The sequence below is a fragment of the Corynebacterium urinipleomorphum genome (genome assembly GCF_900155535.1).
GTDB classification, from domain to species: domain Bacteria; phylum Actinomycetota; class Actinomycetes; order Mycobacteriales; family Mycobacteriaceae; genus Corynebacterium; species Corynebacterium urinipleomorphum.
Map to the genome: position 1 here is coordinate 442088 of NZ_LT706965.1, position 22924 is coordinate 465011.

The following is a 22924-nucleotide window of genomic DNA, read 5'->3' on the forward strand; positions in this document are numbered from 1 at the left end:
CGCCAGAGTAAGACGGCCTCATTCGGTCACCAGTATGAAACGCGACAATCCGCCCCACCAAGACGGCGGGGCGGATTCATGCGTTTTTGTGTCAGGATTAACAGTTAATGCCTGTTATCGGCCGACGGGTGTTACCGACCGATGACTGTCGCGACCTGGTCAACTAGTCCAGGTACAACTTGCCGCGGAACTCCGGGTGCATCAGGTTCTCTTTGGAGAGGATTTGGTCGAGGGTGGCTTCGTCGAGAAGCTCCTTTTCGAGCACGAGCTCGCGCACTCCCCGACCCGTCGCTGCTGCCTCTTTGCCGATCATGTCGCCGTTGTGGTGGCCGATGAACGGGTTCAGGTAAGTGATGATGCCAATGGAATTCTCCACGTACGCCTGGCACACATCAGCGTTGGCGGTGATGTCCACCACGCACTTTTCGCGCAGCGTCTTGGCGGCGTTGCGGAGCAGCTCGATCGAGCCGAACAGGCTGCGAGCGATGACCGGTTCCATGACGTTGAGCTGGAGCTGCCCGGCCTCCGCAGCCATGGAGACGGTGACGTCGTTGCCGAACACCTTAAAGCAAACCTGGTTGACCACCTCAGGGATGACCGGGTTGACCTTGGCCGGCATGATCGACGAGCCGGCCTGACGTTCCGGCAAGTTGATCTCGTTGAGTCCGGCACGCGGACCCGACGACAGTAGACGCAGATCGTTACACGTCTTGGACAGTTTCATGGCCACCCGCTTCAGCGCGGAGTGAGCCATGACGTAGCTGCCGGTGTCGGAGGTCGCTTCGATGAGGTCCGGCGACGTGGAGATCGGCAGGCCGGTGACCTCGCGGAGCGCTGCGACGACCTGGTCACGGTAGCCGCCCGGGGTGTTCACGCCGGTACCGATCGCCGTTGCACCCAAGTTGATCTCCAACAGCTGCTCTGCTGCCTGCTGCAGCTTGTCCTGCTCCTCTGCGAGGTTCGCGCCGAAAGCCGTGAACTCCTGGCCCAGCGTCATCGGCACTGCGTCCTGGAGCTGCGTGCGGCCCATCTTCAGGATGTCGGCGAACTCATCGCCTTTGGCGCGGAATGCCCGCTGCAGCTCGTCGAGCTCATCGATGAGGCCCAGCATTGCGTGGTACAGACCGAGGCGGAATCCGGTCGGGTACGCGTCGTTGGTGGACTGGGACATGTTGACGTCGTCATTGGGGTTGATGACGTCGTATCGCCCCTTCTCCAAGCCGAGGTGTTCCAGTGCGAGGTTGGCCACGACCTCGTTGGTGTTCATGTTCACCGAGGTGCCAGCACCGCCCTGGTAGGCGTCGGTGGGGAATTGGTCCATGCAGCGGCCGTCGAAAAGAATCTGGTCGCAGGCGACGATGATGGCATCGGCCTTTTCCTTCGGCAGCGTGTGAAGGCGGCGGTTGGCCATCGCGGCGGCCTTTTTCACCATGACCATTCCGCGGACGAAATCCGGGTAGTCCTGGATTTTCGCCGAGGAAATCTGAAAGTTGTCGATGGCGCGCATCGTGTGCACGCCGTAGTACTTGTCGTCGGGGACGTCGACGGTTCCTAGCAGGTCTTCTTCTGTTCTGTAACCCATGGGGCCCAGTGTAGAGAAGATTAAATTCGCGCGATTTGAAGCTCCGTAGCCAGGATTGCTTCGGCGCCGGCAGCGGCAAGGCGGTCCATGAGCTGGTTCGCCTCTTTGCGCGGGACCATTGCGCGTACGGCGACCCAGTTGTCGCGCTGCAGCGGGGAGACAGTCGGCCCCGTCAAACCGGGGGTGATGGACACCGTCTCCTCGAGGTTGTCGCGGGAGACGTTGTAGTCGAGCATGACGAAGTTGTGCGCGGTCAGGATCCCGCGGATACGCGAGAGCAGCACCTCGTCCTCAGCAGTCAGCTCACGGTCTTTCCGCTTGACGACGACCGCCTCACTCTTCACAATCGCCTCCCCGAACGGCTCCAACCCCTGCTGGCGGAGAGTCGCCCCGGTGGAAACCACATCAGCGATCGCGTCTGCCACACCGAGCTTGATGGAAATCTCCACAGCACCGTCGAGGCGGATCACTTCAGTATTGATACCGCGGGCGGAGAGGTAGTCGGAGGCGAGGTGGGGGTAGCTCGTCGCCAAGCGTTTGCCCTCGAGGTCTTCGATCGTCCACTTCTCCCCTGCTGGTGCCGCGAAACGGAAGGTCGAGCCACCGAAACCGAGGTCGAGCACCTCCTCCACGTCGGCGCGGGAGTCCAGCGCGAGGTCGCGACCCGTGATGCCGAGGTCGAGGTGCCCGGCAGCGACGTAAATGGCGATGTCCTTCGGGCGCAGGAAGAAGAACTCGACGTTATTCGCCTCGTCGACGATGTTGAGCGCCTTGCTCACCCCACGGCCCTTGTAACCAGCTTCCTTGAGGATCCCGGTGGCAGCTTCCGACAGAGAACCCTTGTTGGGCACAGCGATCTTGATCATGGTGGGTCGGGTCTCCTCTAGAGGTACTTGTAGATGTCGTCGGGCGTGAGACCGCGGTGAACCATCATCACCTGCGTCCAGTACATGAGCTGACTCATCTCCTCAGCGAGCTCCTCGTCCGACTGGTACTCAGCGGCGATCCACACTTCGCCAGCTTCCTCGATGATCTTCTTGCCGATGAAATGCGCTCCCCTATCCAGCGCCTCCACCGTGCCAGAGCCCTCCGGGCGCTGCGCGGCTTTCGTGGACAGTTCCGCAAAAAGATCGTCGAAATTCTTCACGCAGATCACTCTAACCTAAGAGCTGGCTGCTTAGCTGTGCACTGCCGGGATCCTCGTTCGCGCCACTCTCCGAATCGCTCTCTGTATCTCTGTACGGTTCGCGGCTCGGATCTCTATCCGAGCCGCTCAACGAATCGCTGCCTGGGCCACAGAGCTGCTCTTAGCGCTCGGCCCCAAGCCCGCTTCGGGACAAGCGCGTTCAGCGCGCATCCCGGGTGCGGCGCGCGTCCGCGAACCAGCTGGCCACGTCGGCTGCATCGGCGCCAACGAGACGTTCGGGGTCGAAGCGGTGGACGCCGTCCGGCACCGTCTCAGCGAGACCGAGGACAGCGCAGCCGGCGGCAGCTGCAGCGCTCATGCCGGTCCAGGAATCCTCGAACACGAGGCAATCGGCGGGGTCCTGGCCGACCATTGACGCTGCTTTCAGATACATATCGGGCGCGGGCTTGGGGTTGTCGACCTCGTCACCGGTGACCGACCCCACGAAAAACGCCCGTCCGACGGTGTCGATGCAGCGGTCGGCGAGCACGCGCTCGGTGTTGGTGGTCACGAGCATGGGCACTCCAGCCTGCTTGAGCGACGCGAGAACTTCGCGGACGCCCGGGTTTGTCACCAGACTCCCGGTGAACAGCTCTGCCATTCGCCCGAACATCCAAGAGCAGTGGTGGTTGTAGTCGAGTTGAGCCACCGACAACCCGGCCCATTCCGCGCAGACGCGCAACGTGTTGGCGAAGCTCCCGCCGACGGTCTCCTCTCGCTTTTCCGCGCTCAGGCGGCGGCCGAGACGTTCGGACAGCTCGTATGTGGCCACGCCCCAGAGCGGTTCCGTGTCAACCATCGTGCCGTCCATGTCCCAGAAAACGGCGCGCGGTCCTTGGGGTTGGCTGTTGCTCCCCGCGCTGCTAGCCGCTTCCTCAGTCAACGGCTTAGTCAAGTTCAGGGAGGGAGTTCAGCGCTTCGTCGTCCGCGCCGGTGGCGGCGGCAGCACGGTACGCGAGATCCTGCAGGTCTGACTTCTCCTCCGGTTCGAGCACTGCGTCGGCGTGCTTCGCGTTGAAGTCGTGCAGGCTGTTGAAAAACGGTTCCACCACCGAGACGAGGGTGTCGGCCTCCGGGTCGTCGCCGATGAGTTCCAGGGCGTCGAGATAGCCTTCGATCAGCTTCTTCAGCTCGGGCAGGACTGCCGGGTCGAAGGGCTCCTCCCACAGCTCCTTGTCGTCGTCCTTGAGGTAGGAACCGGTGGCGAAGGTGGTCAGGTCATCGATGAACTCGTCGACGTCGGGTTGGAACTGATCGCGAATGGTCATGTCCGCCATCATTCCCCAAGTTCAGCGGAGCTGCACGCCGAGCAGACCGTCGATTGCGTCCGCGATGATTCCGTTGTGGTCGCCGGGGGCGTCATCGACGATGCGGAGAGCGCTCACAGTGTCCAAATCGCGGGCAAGTGCAGCACGCAGCTTATCGACGACCCCCACCGCCTCCTCTTCCCCCACCTCCCGCGCGAGGGCCTCGCGCCAGCGGGTAAGACGTGCCTCCGCCTCATCGAGTGCCTCGTAGGAAAAGTCCCGGTCGTCGCGGTAGTGACCGGAGAACACGGCCAGGCGGATCGCCGACGGGTCGTGCCCCTGTTCCGACAGCTTGTGCACGAACACGAGGTTGCCCAGGGACTTGGACATCTTCACCCCGTCGAGAGCGATCATGCCGGTGTGGACGTAGTGGCCGGCCATGCGGTCCACGTCGTACGTCGCCTCAGCGTGCGCTGCGGAGAATTCGTGGTGCGGAAAAGCGAGGTCGCTGCCGCCACCCTGGATGGCGAACGTTGTGCCGAGACGGTTCGTGGCGATCGCCGAGCACTCGATGTGCCACCCCGGTCGGCCGGAGCCGAACGGAGCATTCCACGCCGGCTCCCCGTCGCGGTGGCCCCGCCACAGCAGCGCGTCGAGCGGGTCGCGTTTCCCCGGACGCTCCGGGTCGCCGCCGCGCTCGGCAAAGTACTCCTCCATCGTCGCCCGGTCGAGGTTCGATTCGTACCCGAACTGCTCGGTCGCCGTGATGGGGGCGTAGATGTCGCGGGCACCGGAGGCGTCGTCAAGCGAATATGCGATGCCCTTGTCCAACAAGGTCTGCACCATTTCGACGACCTCGTCGACGGCCTCCATCGCACCGATGTAGTCGCGCGGCGGGATGACGGAGAGGATCTCCATGTCGCTGCGGAACAGGTCGATCTGGCTCGTGCCCAGCTCGCGCCAATCCACGCCGTCGCGTTCCGCGCGCTCGAACAGCGGGTCATCCACATCCGTGATGTTCTGCACGTAATGGACCTTGTGGCCGTTTGCGAGCAGCTGGCGGTACACGAGGTCGAACGTCAGGTACGTCGCCGCGTGGCCGAGGTGCGTCGAGTCGTACGGCGTGATCCCGCAGACGTACATGCCCACTTCGCCGTCCGCGTTGCCGCGCGTATCGACGACCCTCACACCCCCATCCGCCGTGTCATACAGAGCAAGCGGCACCGGTGTGCCAGCGACGTCAGGGACGGCAGGAGTAGGCCAAGAATGCATGCAGCCCACAGTACAGCTCCCGCCGCCGCGGCTGCCCCGGGTGCCCGCCGTTCAGGATTGCTGCTGCTCCGCAGCCGCGCTGACACCCTGTCCCCGCTGCCCGATAAAGGTACGAGCTGCCCCCTTCCGCGCATGACTGTTGGGCCGTGGGGCGTGCTTCGCCCCCGGCCGTGACGGCTATTTCAGCTCGCGCCTCGGACGCGCGGCTACTTCCGCAGCTTCTGGCTTCTTCCCGCTACCGCGGTTGCCGTATGGTTCGGGTTATTCTCGTTGTTTTCCGAACAGTAGGTGCATCGCACCGTATTGGTGGGTGGTGTTCGCCGCCGGTCGCCCCCTAGGTGATACCCACACCGGGGTCCCTGCCCTAATCTCTACCCGTCCCCGGTGGTGGCGGGTGGGGTCATCATCTGAAGCGTCCTGGTTTTTGTTCCGCTTATTTAACGCCCAACGTTTGAGCGTCTGATCGTTGATAGTAGGCGTCCTCCATCTCCTGTGGAGTGATATATCCCAGGGATTGATGAAGTCGCTGGTTGTTCCACCAGTGCACCCAGCGAAGGGTGGCGATCTCGACTTCACCGACCGATGCCCACGGCCGGTGGGGATAAATCAGCTCTGTTTTGTAGAGCCCGTTGACCGTTTCAGCCAACGCGTTGTCATAGGAGTCGCCGACGGTGCCGACAGACGGATCGATACCTGCCTGGGTGAGCGCTTCACCGTAACGGATCGAGACATACTGCGAGCCGCGGTCACTGTGGTGGACAAGCCCTTCTGAGCGAAGATCACCAGCGTGATACAGGGCGTGCTCAAAGGCCTCCAACGGCAGTTCATCGGTACGCATGCTCGCCCGAGTCGCCACACCGACGATCTTCCTGGAGTACACATCAGTGATAAACGCGGTGTAGGCAAAACCAGACAAGGTGCGCACATAGGTGATGTCAGCGACCCACAACCGGTGCGGCGCGGGTGCAGTGAAGTCACGGTTGACCAGGTCAGGGCGGCAATCCGGCACGTTGGCCCGAAGCGTTGTCATCGGTGTGCGGCCACGCCTGCGGCCTTGAATACCAGCTTGCTTCATCAAACGCGCGGTCTGATCACGACCGATGTTCCAGCCGGCGCGCTGCATAGCCTTCCACATCTTGCGGACCCCGTAGACGCTGAAGTTGTCCTCGTAGACCCTCACCAATTCAGGAATAAGCAGCGCATCTGACAAACTCCTCGCCGACGGCGCTCGTGCTTTCGCTGCTCGGTAACCGCGAGAGGTGATGAACCCACATTCTGTCTCTTTCAAGGTGCGACAGATAGCCTCGACCCCGAAGCGATCGCGATACGCATCGATGTATTCGATCATCTTCTGGTGGGACGGTCGAGTTCCGCCGCGAAAAAAGCTGACGCGGTTTTCAAGATCTCGTTAGCCCTGCGTAGCTCCTTAATCTCTTTCCGGAGCCGCTTCAGCTCGTCAGCCGCTGACTCGCCGGCGCCAATCTCAACATCGGACGAGGCCATATTCGGCTTCAACCAATCGTTGAGCGTGTGCGCTGGAATGCCGAGCTTTTCACCGATCTCTACGGCTGCACCCCATTTCGAACACCCTTCGAGCTCAACGAGATCCTCAGCCAAACGCACTGCCTTGGCCTTGAACTCGTCACTGTACTTCCTTGGCATGATTCCAATCCTTCTCTAGAAATGATCGGAACTAAACCCAGGACACTTCAGAGACTTCCCCGTCTCCCGAGCAATCCGGATGGCCTGGGCCTGCTTCCGGGTGAACCGGGTTGTGCCGAAGTAGACGGTGTGAACACGCTCCCACTCATCAACAGTGGTGGGTTTGACGCCAGCATCACGAGCAGCCTGACGGTCAAACCCAGCCAGGACATCCAAAGGACTCGCAACAGAAGCGAGAAACGCGTCAAACGTGCTCATGCCCCACACGCTAAAACCCGACAACCACAAACGAAAGGGCACGGCCCGAAACCTGTGGATAACCGTGGTGACGTGACAGCGTTCTGTGGAAAAGAACGCCGTTAAGCATGCCTGATCTGCGGTTCCACAACCCCCGAAAAAATCCGGGAACAAGGAATTTGCTCGCCGCGTCAAGGAAAGAGTCGAGGGAAAGTGACGGGTGGGGCGTCCATAGGCGAAATGCTTTAAGCGGTCATGATTCCGGCGGCGAGGAGCGCCATCACGATGAGACCCAGCGGGATGCGGTAGGCGGCGAACCATGCGAAGGAGTGGTTGGACACGAACTTGAGCAGCCACGCGATGGAGATGTAGCCGAGGACGAAGGCGATGACGGAACCGACGAGGAGTTGCCCGCCGGTGGCGGATTGGCCGGCTTGGGGGGCGAAGGCGTCGGGAAGCGAGAAGAGCCCGGACGCGAGGACGGCCGGGATGGCGAGGAGGAAGCTGAAGCGAGTGGCCACCTCACGGTCGAGTCCACGGAGGAGGCCGCCGGAGATCGTGCCGCCGGAGCGCGAGACACCGGGGATGAGGGCGAGGCACTGCCACAGGCCCATCACGATGGCGTCTTTCATGGTCAGCTCTTCGTAGCCGCGGGTCTTCTTGCCTTGGCGTTCCGCGAAAATGAAAACGAAGGAGAAGAGGATGAGAACGGCAGCGGTGATCCAGAGATTGCGGAAGTTCTCGCGGATGAGATCTTTGAGCAGCACGCCGGCGATGCCGACTGGGATGGTGCCCACGATGACCATCCACCCCATCCGGTAGTCGAAGCCGCGTTTTTCGGGGTTGAACAGGCCCGCGAACCACCCGGTGAGGATCTGCCAGATCTCTTTGGCGAAGAAGACCAGCACCGCTAGCTCTGTTCCCAGCTGGATGACGGCGGTGAAGCTGGCGCCTGCGTCTTGGCCCCAGAACAGTTCGGAGACGATCCGCAGGTGGCCGGAGGAGGACACCGGAAGGAATTCGGTGAGTCCTTGGACGACGGAGAGGACGACGACCTGGATCCAGGACATCGTTTCGGGGGTTGCTGCAATCACGGACGACACACTACCGCTGCGCTCCGCCCGGGACGAAGCGCGACGCGGTGGAGGGGCTGGGGTTGATAAGGTTGAGCCTGTGAAAAGTCGCCGTTCTTTGACAGTTTTGTCGTCGTTGTCAGCGTCGTTCGCGGCGTCTGCCCTGCTGCTCGCCGGCTGCGGCCAACCGCCGGGGGCGCCGCAGGAGGTCCCGGATATGGGCAATGCGGAAGCGGTGCAGTCGCCGCCGACCAGCGACGCGGCGGGTGAAACAGTGGACTACCCGGCTATCCAGGACCTGGAGGCCACGAACGGGATTGTCGCGGTGCGCGCGGACGGAAAGCTCCGGTTGGGCAGCATCGACGAAATCAAGGGCGGCGCGGGCGCAACCTACGACGTCGCTGATTCGTGCGGGGATGTCTCGGCGAACGAGGGCGAGTTCGCGGTGGTGTGCGATGGCGCGGTGCGCGTCTTCACGGGCACGGAGGAACGTTCGTTCACGCCGGAGGAGCCGGTCACGGTCGCAGTGCCGCTCCCCGGCGGCCGCGTCATCGCTGGTTCCGCTGACACGCCGAAGGTCTGGGTGTATGACAGCGACGGCACGCAGACCGACAGCATTAAGGTGGCGCGCCCGACCGATTTCATTCTCGCGCAGGGCGATTCCGTCGTCCGCTTGAACAGGTTCGACACCACGATCCAGGACATTCAGCTGGACAAGAGCCGCCAGGGCGGCACGCTGCGCGTGGGGCTCGGAGTCGGGCAAGCGGCGTTTGGAGAGAACGGTCTCGTGCTCGCCTCCGACGCGACGGGAGGCCAGTTGATGGTCTACACCACGGACGAGGTGGTCCGCCTCCACCAGACGGTCCCGACCGACCCCAGTCCGTGGGCCGTTGCCTGGGATCCCGCGAACAAGCTCGCGTGGATCACGTCGACGGAGGCCAACACAGTCACCGCCTACGACATTTCAAAGGGCGTGCCGCGCGAGCAGCGGAAGGTGGGCACAGTCGCGGACGCGCAGAACATGGTGTCGCTTGACGACGGCACCCTGCTCATCGCCTCCTCCTCCGGCGCCGGCTTGCAGATCATTCCGCCGGGAACCGGCGCGCCCTAGTCCTGCTGCCCCGCCAGCTGCGACGTCCGCCTGAGTAACCTGAATTAACAACGCCTCTTTCAAGGGAGTCCTCCACATGAGCGCTTACGATGCTCTGCTCAAGGTCATGTTCACTCTTCCGCCCGAGCGGATCCACGGAATCATCAGCGGCGCACTCGGTGTTCTGAACGCTGTGTCACCAGCTAACCGGGTGATGGAGAAGGTCGTCCGCGTCCACGACCGCCGTCTCGAGCAGGAGCTGTTCGGGGTACGGTTCCCGGCGCCACTGGGGCTGGCAGCGGGATTCGACAAGAACGCCACGGCTATCGACGCCTGGGGCGCTGTCGGCTTCGGCTTCGCCGAACTGGGCACCGTTACTCCCCGCCCTCAACCCGGCAACCCGGCACCGCGCCTGTTCCGCCTGCCGGAGGACAAGGCGATCCTCAACCGCATGGGCTTCAACAACGACGGTGCTCTCACTGTGGCGAAGAACCTGGAGCGGAGGAAGTCGGGCGATGTGGTGGGCATCAACATCGGCAAGAACAAGACATCCGAAGATGCCGTCCGGGACTACCGCACGGGCGCGAGCCTGCTCGGGCCGCTGGCGGACTACGTGGTCGTGAACGTCTCTTCCCCGAACACGCCGGGCTTGCGCGACCTGCAGGCGATTGAGGAGCTGCGCCCGATTCTCGGCGCTGTCCAGAACGCCACCGACACCCCAGTGCTGGTGAAGATCGCGCCGGATCTGAGCGACGAGGACATTGACGCCGTGGCGGACCTGGCTATGGAGCTGGGGCTCGCAGGGATCGTGGCGACCAACACCACCATTAGCCGCGAAGGGCTCGCCACCAACCGCGCAAAAGTCGAGGCGATGGGCGCTGGAGGAATCTCGGGCGCGCCGCTGAACAACCGCTCACTGGAGGTGCTGAAGCGGCTTCGCGCACGCGTCGGCGACCAGTTGGTGCTGGTGAGCGTCGGCGGCATTTCCACGCCGGAGCAAGCGTGGGAGCGCATCGCGGCGGGTGCGAGCCTGCTCCAGGGCTACACGCCGTTCATCTACGGCGGGCTCGGCTGGATCCGGGGCATTCACCGTGGTTTGGCACGGCAGCTCGAAGCCCACGGCCTGGACTCGATCGAGCAGGCCGTGGGCAGCGGTCTCGACTGGAAAGCCTGAAAGCTCTAGTTCTCGTCCCAGCCCCAGATGATGGCGCGGCCGAGCGAGTGGAAGTTGAGGTTGAAGCCGAGCTGCGTAGGGTTGGCCACCTCATCGGCGGGCAGTTCAGTGTCCACCGCGTGCACCGCGAACAGGTAGCGGTGCGGTCCGTGGCCTTCCGGCGGGTTGGAACCGTAGTAGCCCTGCACCCCGGAGTCACCGGTGAGCACCACCGCGCCGACACCAAGGCCGTCCTTGGAGCCTGCGTCCGTGGGCAGTTCCGTCACGTCGACGGGAATATTGAACGCGGACCAGTGCCAGAATCCGGACGCCGTCGGCGCGTCCGGGTCGAAGCACGTCACAGCAACCGTTTTCGTGCCCTCCGGTAGCTCCGACCACGCCAGGTGCGGGGAGACGCCGTCGTCGCCGGTGTGGGCGCTAGGAAGCTTCTCCCCGTCCGCGAAGTCTTCGGAGGTAAGAGTGAACGACGGAACGCGGGCAAGCGGCGCGTACGGGTCGGGGCCGGGGAAACGGTCGGAAACATAAGAAACAGTCATGCCTCCTTTGTACCGGCGTTTTGCGTTTGACGTGGCGATTTGCCGTTTGCGCACGCCACGTCCTATAGTTCTACGAGTGCCCAGCCGCAAGGCTGAAACACCCAAAGCCCGGGTGGCGGAATGGCAGACGCGCTAGCTTGAGGTGCTAGTGTCCTATTAACGGACGTGGGGGTTCAAGTCCCCCCTCGGGCACAAGCTACCGGTCCTTTTGGGGCCGGTTTTCTCGTTTTCAGGAGGCACGATGCGCACACGCTGGAAGATGGTTGCGCTCGTCGCCGCCGTCGCGGTGTTCATCGTGGCGTGGGTGCTTATCGATGTCCCATCGCTCGCCCAACTCCGCTCCTGGTCCGACCAGACCGGCCCGTGGTTTCCTGCGCTCTTCTGGCTGCTGTACGTAGTGGTGACGCAGTTCCCCATCCCCCGGACGCTCTTGACGGTCTCTGCCGGCATCCTCTTCGGCGCCGTGAAGGGGATTCTGCTGGCACTGACAGCGACGACGGTGTCCGCGGTGATCTCGCTGCTGCTCGTGCGGTTCCTGCTGCGGGACTGGGTGGAGCCCCGCTTAACGCACCCGGCGGTGCAGCGCATCAACCAGCGTCTGGAGGAACGCGGGTGGCTGGCGATTACGAGTCTGCGCATGATCGCGGGCGTGCCGTTCTCCATTCTCAACTACGCAGCGGCACTCACCCGCGTGCCGGTGCTGCCATTCGCCGCGGCCACATTCGTGGGGTCGGCACCCGGCACCATTCTGGTGACATTGTTCGGGGAGACGCTCACCGGCGACCCGGACCCCGTGTTCGTGGCCATCATGGTCGTGCTCGCTATCGTGGGTCTCGCTGGTGTGGTGTTCGATGCCACCACGCCCACCCGTCAAGCCTCCACCGTAGACCGGGGGTCGGGGGTCTAGACTGTCCCCCATGATTGCTGTCCATGCCCGCTACCGCGGACGCGACAACCGTCGCGCCGAGATCGTGAAACGCTCCGCCGACGCCTTGTCCACCCTGGAAGGTGTGGGGCGTTTCGAGGTCGTGGGCGTCGAGGACATCCGCGCCCACGTCGACGATGCTGAGGCAGCGTGCATGCTCGTCATGGCACTGCTATCCGACGGCAACTGGGCCATCGGCATCGGCATCACCGAATCCGGCCCCGCAATCTATGCGGCTACGGATGCGGTGGGGGCACGGGCTGGTAGCGTGCGGGTGGTCGTCGATAAGCGTGAGCCAGGCACGGACGCCGCGGATATCGCCTCGGCGTTCGCGTTGCTCGGCCATGTACTGGCGAAGCGCACCGTCGAGGGCCGCGAGGCCACGTCGCTGGTGCGCTCGGGGCTCAACCAGAATGAAGCTGCGGCTGAGCTCGGGATATCAAAACAGGCCATGAGCCAGCGCCTGCAGGCTGCCGGGTGGCAGGCCGAGCAGGCGGGGTGGCAGCTGGCCGTGAACTTGATGTCTAGGGCTGCTGGGGCGACTCAGTAGGCTCCGGCTGCGGGGCGGGACGCCACTCCGGCGACTCCCCCTCGGCCGGCGCGACGCGGCTCGTGATCGCAGGCTGGTCGGTGGTTGCCGAACTGGTACCTGCGGCGTCGTCAAGCGACGTGGAGACCGGCTTGTTCGCCACTGCCCGGGCCTCGGCGACAGCCTTGGCAATCTCGGGGTCCGACGCTGTCTCGAACCACCGGTCCGTGTCTTCCTGGCCAGCGATCTCCTTGGCCTCCGGGTCGATCTGGCCGGGCTCGTAGCGGAACACGCCGTCGTCGTCCTTCTTGGCAAAGGCTTTGGCGAATTCCTCCAGCGAGTCCCCGAACTGCGACGGGATCATCCACATGGTGGAACCGTTGCCTTCGGCGATCTTGGGCAGCTTCTCCATGTACTGGAATGCGAGGAGCTCCGGCGTGACGCCCGAGGACTTGATCGCGGCGTTGACCTTCTGGATCGCGCGGGCCTCACCCTGCGCTTCAAGGAACTTCGCGGCGCGCTCACCTTCGGCGCGCAGAATCGTCGCCTGGCGTTCCGCCTCTGCGGCGAGGATGGACGCGTGCTTTTCGCCCTCCGCCGAGAGAATGCGCGCCTGCTTCTCGCCTTCCGCCGTCTTGATGTCGGACTCGCGCCGGCCCTCCGCGGTGAGGATCATGGCGCGCTTTTCACGGTCCGCCTTCATCTGCATCTCCATGGATTGCTGGATGGACGGCGGCGGATCGATCGCCTTGAGCTCGACTCGGCTGATGCGCAGACCCCACTTGGCGGTAGCCGCGTCCAGCTCGCCGCGCAGACGGCGGTTAATGGTCTCGCGGGACGTCAACGTCTCCTCGAGGGTCATTCCGCCCACGACATCGCGAAGCGTCGCGGTGGAAATCTGCTCCACACCCACGATGTAGTTGTCCACGCCGTAAATCGCGCGGGCTGGATCGTTGATTTGGAACGTCACCACCGTGTCGATGGCCACGGTCAGGTTGTCCTGCGTGATCACGGCCTGCGGCGGGAAGGACACGACGCGCTCGCGGGTGTCCACGCGCTCGCGGACGCGGTCCACAAACGGGATGAGCAGCGTGATGCCGCCGGACACCGTGCGGGTGTAGCGGCCGAGGCGCTCGATGACCGCCGCCTCACCCTGCGGGATCAGCGCGATGGAGCGGAAAACGATGACGACGATAAAGACGAGTAGGACGAACAATAAGACGAGTGTTTCCACGGTCACTCCTTCCAGACGACGGCGGTGGGGCCGTCAATATCAGCGACGGTGACGTGCTCACCGGCGGGGATGGTGGTGCTGGGGTCGATGGCGCGGGCCGACCAGATCGACCCGTCGAGGCGCACCTGTCCGCCGGTGGGCCCGATCTCCTCCAGCACTTGCGCCCTGGTGCCCACGAGCGCTTTGGGCGACGTGTCCAGAGCCGAAGGCTTGAGATAGCGGCGGTGCAGCCACGGGCGGAGGAACAGGATCAAGGCACCGGATGCGAGACCAAAAATGACGATCTCCGCCCAAAGCGGAATGCCGAACAGGCTCGCCCCGGCGGTGGCCAGCGCACCTCCCGCGAGCATGAGAAAGGTGAACTCGCCGGCAGCTAATTCCAGGCCGGCGAGAACGAGCGTGCCAATGAGCCAAATAACTGTTCCCACACGGTCAGGTTAACGCATGCGGGGCGCTGATAAGCCACTCAAAAGCTTTCCTTGGGCAGCTCCGGGTTTGTCACGAAGTCGACCAACCGCTCCACGGCGCCGATCAACGTGTAGTCGAGGTCCCGGAAAGTCTCGACGGCGTTATACACGCGGTTCCACCCCTCGCGCGGGTCGGACCAGCCGACGCGGCGGCAGATGCCTGTCTTCCAGTCCTCCCCCTTGGGCACGTCCGGCCACGCGCGCAGGCCCAGCCGCTCGGGCTTGACGGCTGCCCAGATATCCACGTACGGGTGACCGGTGACCAGCACGTGCGGGCCGACATCGGCAACAAGACGCGACTCCTTCGACCCTTTGATGAGGTGATCTGCCAGGACACCGATCCGCCGCCCCGGCCCCGGCTGGAATTCGGCGAGACGGTCAGGCAAATTGTCCAGGCCCTCCAGGAATTCAACGACCACACCTTCGACCCGCAGGTCGTGGCCCCACACCTTTTCCACGATCGCCGCATCGTGCACGCCCTCGACCCAGATCCGGGAAGGCATGGCCACTTTCGCCTGAACGTTCTCCACCCGGCGGGACCCCGAATTTGACCGCCGCGCTTCCTGCTTGACCACGGGCCGCGTGAGCGTCACCCGTTGTCCCTCCACCAGGAACGCGCCGGGCAGCAGTTTGAACAGGCGTTGGGTGCCGTAGCGGTCCTCAAGCCGGACGAAGTCGCCGTCGTAGGTGCGCTCCAGCCCCACGACGAGCCCCACGAAGTCGTCGCCGAAGACTTCCGCGACGATATCCGAAGTCGCTTCCACCTGCGGGAAAGTCTTCGGTTTATTGCGTGCGTGGCCGGCGAAGATATCGCCGCCGTAGGGGTCTGCGTGGCCGTTGAATCCGCTCATAGTGGGCCAGAGTGTATCCGTTATACTTCCGCTCCGTGAGTACGCGCGCCGAAGTCTATTCTCCCCTGCAGAACACCGCCGTATGGTTGGCGGCGTGGCTGTACGGGCACGAATCTGCGGACGCGCTCATCGGCGCGATGACGGAGTTGCACGGCCGGAACAGCTACCAGGGCGAGCCGCTCACGCATTTGCTTCGCGACGTCCGCGCCGCCACCGACCTCCACACCCCCGGCCCCGCGGTGCGGCTGATTCTCTCCGGCCCGGGCCAGGCACCGGAACTGCCGGCGGGCTCTGCTGCTGCAGAGGCTGCCGCCGAGGTGAGCGGGGGCAGCGCGATTGTTCTCCGTGGAGAAGGCGGGGTTTCCCACATTCTGGTTCCGGATTCCTCGGACGAACAGGTGAACTGGCGCTGGTTTGAGGAGCCCGATCCTCTCCCCGCGCCCGCGTGGCTCACCCCTGGTGAGGCTGATGCGTTGCTGTCCCGCGCGACGAATGAGGCCGCCGTGCTCATCGAGGCCGCAGGCGGCACGCGCGCTGACCTGCCGGACCCGCGCCTGACTGTGGGCACTCTCGCGGATTTCTACGACACCCCGGGTCTGCCCATAGGCACGCCCCCGCGCGCCGCGAAGCTCTTCGCGCGGGCGGATGCAGTCGCCGCGGTGATTGAGACGGTGGTGGACCGACTGGGCGACCACAGCTTCGACCCGCAGCTATTCGGGCTCTGGAGGCACATCCGCACCGCGCGGATGGCCGGAGTGGCCGACGCAGTGCTGGATTACCAGCGTTGACGGCACTTCACCACGAAGCCACCGCGGCCCTGGCCCGAACAGTCGGTTAGGACGCAGCAGGCTTCGGTCGCTGCGGAGCGCAGCACCCTTCCTTGCACGGTGCGCCGTTAAGGGTGCAGCCCTGGACGGTGATCGTCGATAAGCTCTCTGGCTCTGTGCCTGCGGCCGTGTTGTCCACGAGGTCGAGGACGAGTGTGGCAAAGGTCGGATCCAAGCCCACCGTCGGCGTGCGCGTCAACGTGATGCCGCGCTCCTCGCACGCTTCCTTGAGCTCGGTGTCCAGGTCCCAGACGACCTCCATGTGATCGGTGATGAAGCCGACAGGGACACAGATGATGTGTTTCACGCCCTCGCCTGCGTCGTCGATCTCCTCGGTGCGGTCGACGACGTCCGGCTCGAGCCACGGGGTGCGCGGATTACCGGAACGGGACTGCCAGACGACCTCGTAGTCTGGGACGCCGGCTTCTAGAGCGATGAGGCGCGAAGCCTCAGCGACCTGACGGGAGTAGAGGTTTGCGTCGGCGGGGCCGCCGGAAGCGTCATCTGCGACGTTCGGCACGGAGTGAGCGGTGAACAGGACACGGGTGGTGGATTGATCCGCCGCCTCCCACGCGGCGCGGACGTGATCCGCCATCAGCTTGACAAAAATTGGGTGGCCGTAGAACTGCCAGAGTTTGGTGAACTCGATCTCCGGGTGCGCCTCACGCAGCTTCACAATGTCCTCGTCGTACTGCCGGCACGCGGAATATCCGCCCCACGCGGAGGTGGCGAAGACGGCGACGTTACGGTGGCCGTCCGCCGCGAGCTGGTCGACAGCGTCAGCGGCGTACGGGTGCCAGTTGCGGTTGCCGAAGTAAACGGGCAACGTCTGACCGCGATCGGTGATCTCTTTTTCCAAATTGGCGATGATCTCGCGGTTCTGCCCGTTGATCGGGCTCACACCGCCGAAGTTGAAGTAGTGTTCGCCCACCTCCGCGAGGCGGTCGCGCGGGATCCCGCGGCCGCGGGTGACGTTCTCCAGAAAAGGAATGACCTCGTCCTCTCCCTCGGGGCCACCGAAGGAGAGAACGAGGAGTGCATCAAATTGACTTTCAGACATGATGCCAGTCTAGATCAACCAAATGGTGTAAGTGCCTAGATCAGGCGGACTGCCATCGGTGCGAGTCCATTGCGGCGCACCGCAGTCTTCTGGACATTCATTCCGGTCTGCGGGGCTTCGAGCATCATGCCGTCGCCAAGATAGATGGCCACGTGCTGGCTACCACCGTTGCCCCAGAAAAGGAGGTCGCCGCGTTCAGCCTCATCCACGGGGATCTGGGTGCCGCGCTGGTACTGGTAGCCCGTGTAGTGCGGCAGCGAAACGCCTGCGCCGGAGTAGGCGTAGAGGACAAGACCGGAGCAGTCGTAACCCGCTTTGCCGTTGTACCCCTGGCCGTCCAAGCCCATGGTCGCACCGTTCGCGTCGCCGCCGCCCCACACGTACGGGGTGCCGATCTGCGATTCAGCGCGGGCGATGACCGCCTCGATCTGCTGTGAGCGGTTCGCGTCGGACGCCGTCTCCGTGCCGCGCAGCTCATCGGTGACATTCTTCGCGTCGCTGACTTCCGGGAGAACGCCCGCGACGTTCGTCCCTTCCTCTTCATCCGTAGCCGCGACTGCAGCATCCGCGCTATCGCTTGACGACGGCGCCGCGATCCCCTCCGACCCCTCACTCGAGCCAGTGTCTGCAGTGTCTGCTGCATTTGCTGCGTCCGAGTACGGATTGTCGAAGCTCGTGTGGTCCGCCTGAGTCTGTCCGACAGCTTCAGCGAAAGCGTCGAGGGCAGCTTGAACAGTGTCGGGGTTAGCAAAGTCGTCGAGAGTCGGAGCCGTGGGAGCTTCAGGTGCCGCGGTCTCAGGCGCGGTCTCCGCGCCTTCATCTACTTCTGGCTCTGAGGCATGCCCGGGCTCTTCCTCGGCCGGGTCCTCCTGAAGAGCTTCTTCTTCGGCTGTGTTCGCGGAGACCGATTCCGTGGGCTCGGATACCTCAGAAGACTCTGTCGGTTCGTCCTCTACGGAAGGCTCGGACTCCTCCGTCGAGCTGGCGGGTTCAGCGGTGTCCGCACTCGGAGTCTCCGAAGCGGACGAATCCGATGGGATTGCAGGCGCGCTTTCCGTCTCGGGAGCCTGCGGGGCAGAAGCTGGCTCAGAAGAGTCGTGTTCCGCCTGGGCAGCGGATTCAGCTTCTGGCTCAATACCGATGGCGGCAGCCGCTTCCGGACGCTGCTCCACGAGTTCGGTCTGCGCCTGCTCGAGTTCAACGGACGCGGCATCACGCTGCGCCAGTTGCGTCTCCAGCGATGTCAGGGTTTCATCCAGTGTCTCCCGCGCGTGGGTTTCGGCTTCTTCAGCGACGGTGGCGCGTTCGTCGGCAAGCCTGCTTGCTTGACGCAAGGTGGATTCGTAGTTCGCTGCCTCCGTGCGCGCGCGCTGCAGTTCCTTCAGCGCCCGTTGCTTCTCCTCAGACTCCTTGCGCAGGTATGTCTGGCGATCAAGAGAGTCCTTGCGCCCGTCCGCATCAGCATGAACTGGGGAACCGTTAGCTCCGCTGGAACGGTACGAGGAACGCGAGATCTGGTCGAGGTCGCTTTGAGCATGCTCGACATCAGCTTGGGTCTCGTCCAAACGCTTACGTGCCTCATCGGCACCGCGCCGAGCCTGTTCGGCTAGGGATTGCGCGTCATGCAGATCGACGAGAGCTTGATTCACGGCCTCGCGGAGATTACCGATCTCCAGATTGATGCGGTTGATATCCGCCTCGTACCGGGAAATCTCGGAGATGATCGCGGTCAACGGCGATTCTTGCGCAACAGCTTCGACCGAAGTGCTCGCCACAGACAACGTAGCTACGCAGGCGGCGGCAGGAAGGATGGTGCGGAACCTGAATCTGCCCCATTTCGCAGTGCGTTTACTGGACAGGCGGGGCCGAGATTCTGCGGGCTGGACGGTGAAATCCACGGAGGTATTCCTCTCACCGCACACGTCACTGACGGCTCGCTTCCGGCCACGTGAGATGCCGGTGCGAGCCGCGAATGCGCCAGGACGTCAAGCCTGGAGTGCGGACGATTGAACGATCACGGATGTGAGCCCATGCGCCAGCGCGAAACCACCATCCCCGCGACGAAACGCGATCATTCTTGGCGTGCTTCCCCACATGCCCGAATATCCCAGGTGTTGCGTCTGCGGTTTGGTTTGATGTCTGCCAGCTCATCAGCCAACACGGAAACCATAGGCCACAAAACACGTCAGCCGCACACGCTTTACCAAAATTCACACGCGTCAAGCTGAATAACATGACTGTGACATCGTCACGTACAGCACTTTTGTGACGGAGCGGCACGGGTGTGACATCGGACACATTGGAGCTACGGACCTACCATCAGGAAGCGACCAAACCGGCCCGACACGCCGATGCGAATCTAGGCAAATGAAACAGTCAGGCTTCAATCATTGACGGATCGCCGTTCAGGCGCGTCGGTAACTGGCGACGGTAACTACCGCAGTCACGAGACAAATAAGGAGCGCCGCTATGGCGACAAGCGTCCACGGAACAGCGAATCCACCGGCCTCTTCACCAAACGCTCTGAGCCCAACCGCGTAATCGGGTTCTGAGATGAGGGCGTACTGCGCTTTCTCCACCTGTGCGCGACTGAGATTGTCGCTCACCGCGGCTGTCGAAGCAGGGGTCCGAACTATCACGGTGTCCAGGTCCGTTAAACCCTTCACATCAGTCGCGAGGTCCCGAAGTTGCCCCGCCGGCTGGCCTGTCTGCTCCAGGACCACGACACCGGACCGGCCGGCCGGGGAAGAAGCTACGTCGATAAGCGCGGCCTTCAGATCCCGCCGCAAGATGTCATTTAGAGGATTGTCGGTGCCAAATGCCACGCCGTCCTGGCCAAGCTGTTCCGCGAGACCGCTGATATCGAGAGCGTTGTGGTCCATGTTTCCTAACATTATCGACAGCACCCTCGGTTGTGCGTCGGGCACGCCGCGCCCGCTCGGGGTAGCTGAAAGTCTTAATTGGGGTAAATGTGCAGCACCAAATACCACCGAAACAACGTGTGTGGCTTAACATTGTCCCGTAGGGACCCTTTTGGGTCACACACCCAGATTTTCAGTTCTTTACAACGAGAAACGGAGCTCACGTGTCTGAAAGCAAGAACTCCTTCAACGCCAAGAAGACGCTCGAGGTCGGCGACAAGTCCTACGACTACTACGCCCTCGACGCTGTCGAAGGCATGGAGAAACTCCCCTACTCCCTCAAGGTGTTGGGCGAGAACCTCCTGCGCACCGAGGACGGCAAGAACGTCACCGAGGAGCACATCAAGGCTATCGCCAACTGGGACCCGTCGGCCGAGCCGTCCGTGGAGATCCAGTTCACCCCGGCACGCGTCCTCATGCAGGACTTCACCGGTGTCCCCTGCGTGGTCGACCTGGCCACGATGCGTGAGGCCGTTTCTTCCCTGGGCGGCAACCCGGATCAGGTCAACCCGCTGAACCCGGCCGAGATGGTCATCGACCACTCCGTGATCATCGAGGCGTTTGGCTCCGAGAACGCACTGGACAAGAACGTCGAGATCGAGTACGAGCGCAACGAAGAGCGCTACCAGTTCCTGCGCTGGGGTGCAGAGAACTTCTCCAACTTCCGCGTCGTTCCGCCGGGAACCGGTATCGTCCACCAGGTCAACATCGAGTACCTCTCCCGCGTGGTTTTCGACAACGAGGGCGTCGCTTACCCGGACACCTGCATCGGTACTGACTCCCACACCACCATGGAGAACGGCCTGGGCATCCTGGGCTGGGGTGTCGGCGGCATCGAGGCTGAGGCCGCAATGCTCGGCCAGCCGGTGTCCATGCTCATCCCGCGTGTCGTCGGCTTCAAGCTCACCGGCGAGATCCCGGTCGGCGTGACCGCCACCGACGTCGTTCTCACCGTCACCGAGATGCTCCGTGAGCACGGTGTGGTGCAGAAGTTCGTCGAGTTCTACGGCGACGGCGTGAAGGAGATCCCGCTGGCGAACCGCGCCACCATCGGCAACATGTCGCCGGAGTTCGGCTCCACCTGTGCGATCTTCCCGATTGACGAGGAGACCATCAACTACCTGCACCTCACCGGCCGCGACCAGGAGACCATCGACCGCGTCGAGGCATACGCCAAGGCTCAGGGCATGTGGCTCGAGCAGGGTGCTGCCGAGGCTGAGTACTCCGAGTACCTCGAGCTCGACCTGTCCACGGTGAAGCCGTCCATCGCTGGCCCGAAGCGTCCGCAGGACCGCATCCTGCTTGCCGAGTCCAAGGACACCTTCCGCAAGCAGCTGCCGGACTACAACACCGCAGGCGACGGCCAGGCTGAGCCGGTCCGCGCCGAGAAGGTCGAGACTGTTTCCTACAACGAGTCCTGGCCGGCAAACGGCGAGTCCGCCGCTGAGGGCGCTGAGGGCCGTGCATCCAAGCCGGTCATCGTCGAGTCCCCGCAGGGCGGCGAGTACACCCTCGACCACGGCATGGTCGCCATCGCCGCCATCACCTCCTGCACCAACACCTCCAACCCGTCCGTCATGGTCGGTGCGGCGCTGCTGGCACGCAAGGCGGCAGAGAAGGGCCTGAAGGCAAAGCCGTGGGTCAAGACCATCATGGCTCCGGGCTCCCAGGTCGTCGACGGCTACTACAACCGCGCGGACCTGTGGAAGGACCTCGAGGCAGTCGGCTTCTACCTCTCGGGCTTCGGTTGCGCGTCCTGCATCGGTAACTCCGGCCCGCTGCCGAACGAGATCTCCGACGCCATCAACGAGTACGACCTGACCGCCACCGCGGTGCTGTCCGGTAACCGTAACTTCGAAGGCCGCATCTCCCCGGACGTGAAGATGAACTACCTCGCGTCCCCGCTGCTGGTCATCGCCTACTCGATTGCCGGCACCATGGACTTCGATTTCGAGTCCCAGCCGCTCGGCCAGGACCAGGACGGCAACGACGTCTTCCTGAAGGATGTCTGGCCGTCCGCCGACGAGATCGAGGGTGTCATCGCCGAGACGATCTCCCGCGAGATGTACGAGAAGGACTACGCGGACGTCTTCAAGGGCGACCAGCAGTGGCAGAACCTCGACGTTCCGGAGGGCAAGACCTTCGCGTGGAACGAGGACTCCACCTACATCCGCAAGGCTCCGTACTTCGACGGCATGCCGGAGCAGCCGGAGGCAGTCGAGGACATCTCCGGTGCGCGCGTTCTGGCGAAGCTGGGCGACTCGGTCACCACCGACCACATCTCCCCCGCTTCCTCCATCAAGCCGGGCACCCCGGCGGCAAACTACCTCGACGAGAACGGTGTGGCACGCCACGACTACAACTCGTTCGGTTCCCGTCGCGGTAACCACGAGGTCATGGTCCGCGGTACCTTCGCCAACATCCGTCTCCGCAACCAGCTCGTGGAGGATGCCGGCGGCTACACCCTGGACTTCACCCAGGAAGGCAACCCGCAGGCGTACATCTACGACGCTGCGCAGAACTACGCCGAGCAGAACATTCCGCTGGTTGTTCTGGCCGGTAAGGAGTACGGCACCGGTTCCTCCCGTGACTGGGCTGCGAAGGGCACGAACCTGCTCGGCGTCCGCGCTGTCATCACCGAGTCCTTCGAGCGCATCCACCGCTCGAACCTGATCGGTATGGGCGTGCTGCCGCTGCAGTTCCCGGAGGGTGAGTCCCACGAGTCCCTGGGTCTCGACGGCACCGAGACCTTCGACATCTCCGGCATCACCGCCTTCAACGACGGTGACTCCATCCCGGAGACCGTCCACGTCACCGCGACCAAGGACGGCGGCGAGACCGTCGAGTTCGACGCCAAGGTCCGTGTCGACACACCTGGTGAGGCTGAGTACTACCGCCACGGCGGCATTCTCCAGTACGTGCTGCGCCAGATGGTCAAGAGCTAACCGCATCGTTTGCTCGCACGCTCCGATAAGGAGCTGAGAGGCCGGATCCTAGTCGGGGTCCGGCTTTTCGCTTTTCGACGTCCCCCTGCCCCGCCCCGAATTCACG

The 22924-nt window shown here is 63.5% G+C and carries 22 protein-coding genes, 1 tRNA gene and 1 other annotated feature; of the genes, 7 read left to right on the top strand and 16 right to left on the bottom strand.

What is annotated here, in order from left to right:
• Nucleotides 1–163 precede the first annotated feature (163 nt).
• From aspA to CZ338_RS09265, 9 genes are all read right to left on the bottom strand, one after another.
• Nucleotides 164–1582, bottom strand: a complete 1419-nt coding sequence (gene aspA, locus CZ338_RS09225; RefSeq protein ID WP_087117926.1) for an aspartate ammonia-lyase — start codon at nt 1580–1582, stop codon at nt 164–166.
• Nucleotides 1583–1602: 20 nt separating this feature from the next.
• The gene (hisG, locus tag CZ338_RS09230; protein WP_087117927.1) at nt 1603–2448 is read right to left on the bottom strand and encodes an ATP phosphoribosyltransferase; all 846 of its coding nucleotides are present in this window, start codon (nt 2446–2448) and stop codon (nt 1603–1605) included.
• Nucleotides 2449–2465: 17 nt separating this feature from the next.
• Nucleotides 2466–2729: a phosphoribosyl-ATP diphosphatase gene (locus tag CZ338_RS09235; protein ID WP_087118232.1), complete on the bottom strand. Its 264-nt coding sequence runs from the start codon at nt 2727–2729 to the stop codon at nt 2466–2468.
• Between the two features lie 199 nt (nt 2730–2928).
• Nucleotides 2929–3651 carry an HAD family hydrolase gene (locus CZ338_RS09240; protein WP_268875439.1) on the bottom strand — a complete coding sequence of 241 codons (723 nt, stop codon included), beginning with the start codon at nt 3649–3651 and terminating at the stop codon, nt 2929–2931.
• Between the two features lie 4 nt (nt 3652–3655).
• Complete coding sequence (locus tag CZ338_RS09245; protein WP_204211911.1) at nt 3656–4036, bottom strand: hypothetical protein; 381 nt, start codon at nt 4034–4036, stop codon at nt 3656–3658.
• A gap of 21 nt (nt 4037–4057) precedes the next feature.
• Nucleotides 4058–5287 (bottom strand): cysteine--1-D-myo-inosityl 2-amino-2-deoxy-alpha-D-glucopyranoside ligase, encoded by a 1230-nt coding sequence (gene mshC / locus CZ338_RS09250; RefSeq protein ID WP_087117930.1) that lies wholly within the window; start codon nt 5285–5287, stop codon nt 4058–4060.
• A gap of 433 nt (nt 5288–5720) precedes the next feature.
• A protein-coding gene (locus CZ338_RS09255; protein WP_143341226.1) for an IS3 family transposase occupies nt 5721–6949 on the bottom strand; the annotation gives its coding sequence in 2 pieces (ribosomal slippage) (nt 5721–6673 and nt 6673–6949; 1230 coding nt in all).
• Nucleotides 6575–6674 (bottom strand) — a sequence feature (AL1L pseudoknot). It overlaps the preceding gene by 100 nt.
• Nucleotides 6950–6964: 15 nt before the next feature.
• Entirely contained in the window at nt 6965–7207 is a 243-nt protein-coding gene (locus tag CZ338_RS09260; protein ID WP_143341296.1) for a hypothetical protein, read from the bottom strand.
• A 224-nt stretch (nt 7208–7431) separates the two neighbouring features.
• Nucleotides 7432–8256 (bottom strand): undecaprenyl-diphosphate phosphatase, encoded by an 825-nt coding sequence (locus CZ338_RS09265; protein ID WP_087118233.1) that lies wholly within the window; start codon nt 8254–8256, stop codon nt 7432–7434.
• A gap of 103 nt (nt 8257–8359) precedes the next feature.
• Between CZ338_RS09265 and CZ338_RS09270 the strand changes: the two genes are divergently transcribed.
• Nucleotides 8360–9370 (top strand): YncE family protein, encoded by a 1011-nt coding sequence (locus CZ338_RS09270; protein ID WP_143341297.1) that lies wholly within the window; start codon nt 8360–8362, stop codon nt 9368–9370.
• A gap of 76 nt (nt 9371–9446) precedes the next feature.
• Nucleotides 9447–10523, top strand: coding sequence for a quinone-dependent dihydroorotate dehydrogenase (locus CZ338_RS09275; protein WP_087117933.1), 1077 nt, complete (start codon nt 9447–9449; stop codon nt 10521–10523).
• Nucleotides 10524–10528: 5 nt separating this feature from the next.
• On the opposite strand, the gene CZ338_RS09280 is transcribed toward CZ338_RS09275, so the two are convergent.
• Entirely contained in the window at nt 10529–11059 is a 531-nt protein-coding gene (locus CZ338_RS09280; RefSeq protein WP_087117934.1) for a YbhB/YbcL family Raf kinase inhibitor-like protein, read from the bottom strand.
• Nucleotides 11060–11165: 106 nt separating this feature from the next.
• On the opposite strand from CZ338_RS09280, the gene CZ338_RS09285 reads away from it, so the two are divergent.
• From CZ338_RS09285 to CZ338_RS09295, 3 genes are all read left to right on the top strand, one after another.
• Nucleotides 11166–11251: transfer RNA gene (locus tag CZ338_RS09285), tRNA-Leu, on the top strand.
• 49 nt (nt 11252–11300) lie between these two features.
• Nucleotides 11301–11966, top strand: a complete 666-nt coding sequence (locus CZ338_RS09290; RefSeq protein ID WP_087117935.1) for a TVP38/TMEM64 family protein — start codon at nt 11301–11303, stop codon at nt 11964–11966.
• Nucleotides 11967–11976: 10 nt separating this feature from the next.
• Entirely contained in the window at nt 11977–12534 is a 558-nt protein-coding gene (locus CZ338_RS09295) for a MarR family transcriptional regulator (RefSeq protein WP_087117936.1), read from the top strand.
• Here the strand turns inward: CZ338_RS09295 and CZ338_RS09300 are convergent.
• The 3 genes from CZ338_RS09300 to CZ338_RS09310 are packed head-to-tail and all read right to left on the bottom strand — an operon-like array spanning nt 12509 to nt 15065.
• Nucleotides 12509–13747: an SPFH domain-containing protein gene (locus CZ338_RS09300; RefSeq protein ID WP_087117937.1), complete on the bottom strand. Its 1239-nt coding sequence runs from the start codon at nt 13745–13747 to the stop codon at nt 12509–12511. The genes CZ338_RS09295 and CZ338_RS09300 overlap by 26 nt on opposite strands.
• Nucleotides 13748–13749: 2 nt before the next feature.
• Nucleotides 13750–14175: an NfeD family protein gene (locus CZ338_RS09305; RefSeq protein ID WP_087117938.1), complete on the bottom strand. Its 426-nt coding sequence runs from the start codon at nt 14173–14175 to the stop codon at nt 13750–13752.
• Between the two features lie 38 nt (nt 14176–14213).
• Nucleotides 14214–15065 carry a DUF3097 domain-containing protein gene (locus tag CZ338_RS09310; RefSeq protein WP_087117939.1) on the bottom strand — a complete coding sequence of 284 codons (852 nt, stop codon included), beginning with the start codon at nt 15063–15065 and terminating at the stop codon, nt 14214–14216.
• A 35-nt stretch (nt 15066–15100) separates the two neighbouring features.
• On the opposite strand from CZ338_RS09310, the gene CZ338_RS09315 reads away from it, so the two are divergent.
• The gene (locus tag CZ338_RS09315; RefSeq protein WP_087118234.1) at nt 15101–15853 is read left to right on the top strand and encodes a hypothetical protein; all 753 of its coding nucleotides are present in this window, start codon (nt 15101–15103) and stop codon (nt 15851–15853) included.
• Nucleotides 15854–15899: 46 nt separating this feature from the next.
• Here the strand turns inward: CZ338_RS09315 and CZ338_RS09320 are convergent, their stop codons facing one another.
• The 3 genes from CZ338_RS09320 to CZ338_RS09330 form a co-directional block, all read right to left on the bottom strand.
• Nucleotides 15900–16952, bottom strand: coding sequence for a ferrochelatase (locus CZ338_RS09320; RefSeq protein ID WP_087117940.1), 1053 nt, complete (start codon nt 16950–16952; stop codon nt 15900–15902).
• Between the two features lie 35 nt (nt 16953–16987).
• Nucleotides 16988–18811, bottom strand: coding sequence for a DIP1281 family NlpC/P60 protein (locus CZ338_RS09325; protein WP_407919380.1), 1824 nt, complete (start codon nt 18809–18811; stop codon nt 16988–16990).
• 546 nt (nt 18812–19357) lie between these two features.
• On the bottom strand, nt 19358–19834 hold the full coding sequence (locus tag CZ338_RS09330) for an Rv1476 family membrane protein (protein ID WP_087117942.1): 477 nt from the start codon (nt 19832–19834) through the stop codon (nt 19358–19360).
• Between the two features lie 203 nt (nt 19835–20037).
• Between CZ338_RS09330 and acnA the strand changes: the two genes are divergently transcribed.
• On the top strand, nt 20038–22818 hold the full coding sequence (gene acnA, locus CZ338_RS09335) for an aconitate hydratase AcnA (RefSeq protein ID WP_087117943.1): 2781 nt from the start codon (nt 20038–20040) through the stop codon (nt 22816–22818).
• Nucleotides 22819–22924 lie beyond the last annotated feature (106 nt).

Bases quoted from the DNA above. Each gene is read 5' to 3' on its own strand.
- aspA (WP_087117926.1), bottom strand. From the start codon at position 1,582: ATGGGTTACAGAACAGAAGAAGACCTGCTAGGAACCGTCGACGTCCCC.
- hisG (WP_087117927.1), bottom strand. From the start codon at position 2,448: ATGATCAAGATCGCTGTGCCCAACAAGGGTTCTCTGTCGGAAGCTGCC.
- CZ338_RS09245 (WP_204211911.1), bottom strand. From the start codon at position 4,036: ATGACCATTCGCGATCAGTTCCAACCCGACGTCGACGAGTTCATCGAT.
- mshC (WP_087117930.1), bottom strand. From the start codon at position 5,287: ATGCATTCTTGGCCTACTCCTGCCGTCCCTGACGTCGCTGGCACACCG.
- CZ338_RS09260 (WP_143341296.1), bottom strand. From the start codon at position 7,207: ATGAGCACGTTTGACGCGTTTCTCGCTTCTGTTGCGAGTCCTTTGGAT.
- CZ338_RS09265 (WP_087118233.1), bottom strand. From the start codon at position 8,256: ATGTCCTGGATCCAGGTCGTCGTCCTCTCCGTCGTCCAAGGACTCACC.
- CZ338_RS09275 (WP_087117933.1), top strand. From the start codon at position 9,447: ATGAGCGCTTACGATGCTCTGCTCAAGGTCATGTTCACTCTTCCGCCC.
- CZ338_RS09280 (WP_087117934.1), bottom strand. From the start codon at position 11,059: ATGACTGTTTCTTATGTTTCCGACCGTTTCCCCGGCCCCGACCCGTAC.
- CZ338_RS09290 (WP_087117935.1), top strand. From the start codon at position 11,301: ATGCGCACACGCTGGAAGATGGTTGCGCTCGTCGCCGCCGTCGCGGTG.
- CZ338_RS09295 (WP_087117936.1), top strand. From the start codon at position 11,977: ATGATTGCTGTCCATGCCCGCTACCGCGGACGCGACAACCGTCGCGCC.
- CZ338_RS09310 (WP_087117939.1), bottom strand. From the start codon at position 15,065: ATGAGCGGATTCAACGGCCACGCAGACCCCTACGGCGGCGATATCTTC.
- CZ338_RS09320 (WP_087117940.1), bottom strand. From the start codon at position 16,952: ATGTCTGAAAGTCAATTTGATGCACTCCTCGTTCTCTCCTTCGGTGGC.
- CZ338_RS09330 (WP_087117942.1), bottom strand. From the start codon at position 19,834: ATGGACCACAACGCTCTCGATATCAGCGGTCTCGCGGAACAGCTTGGC.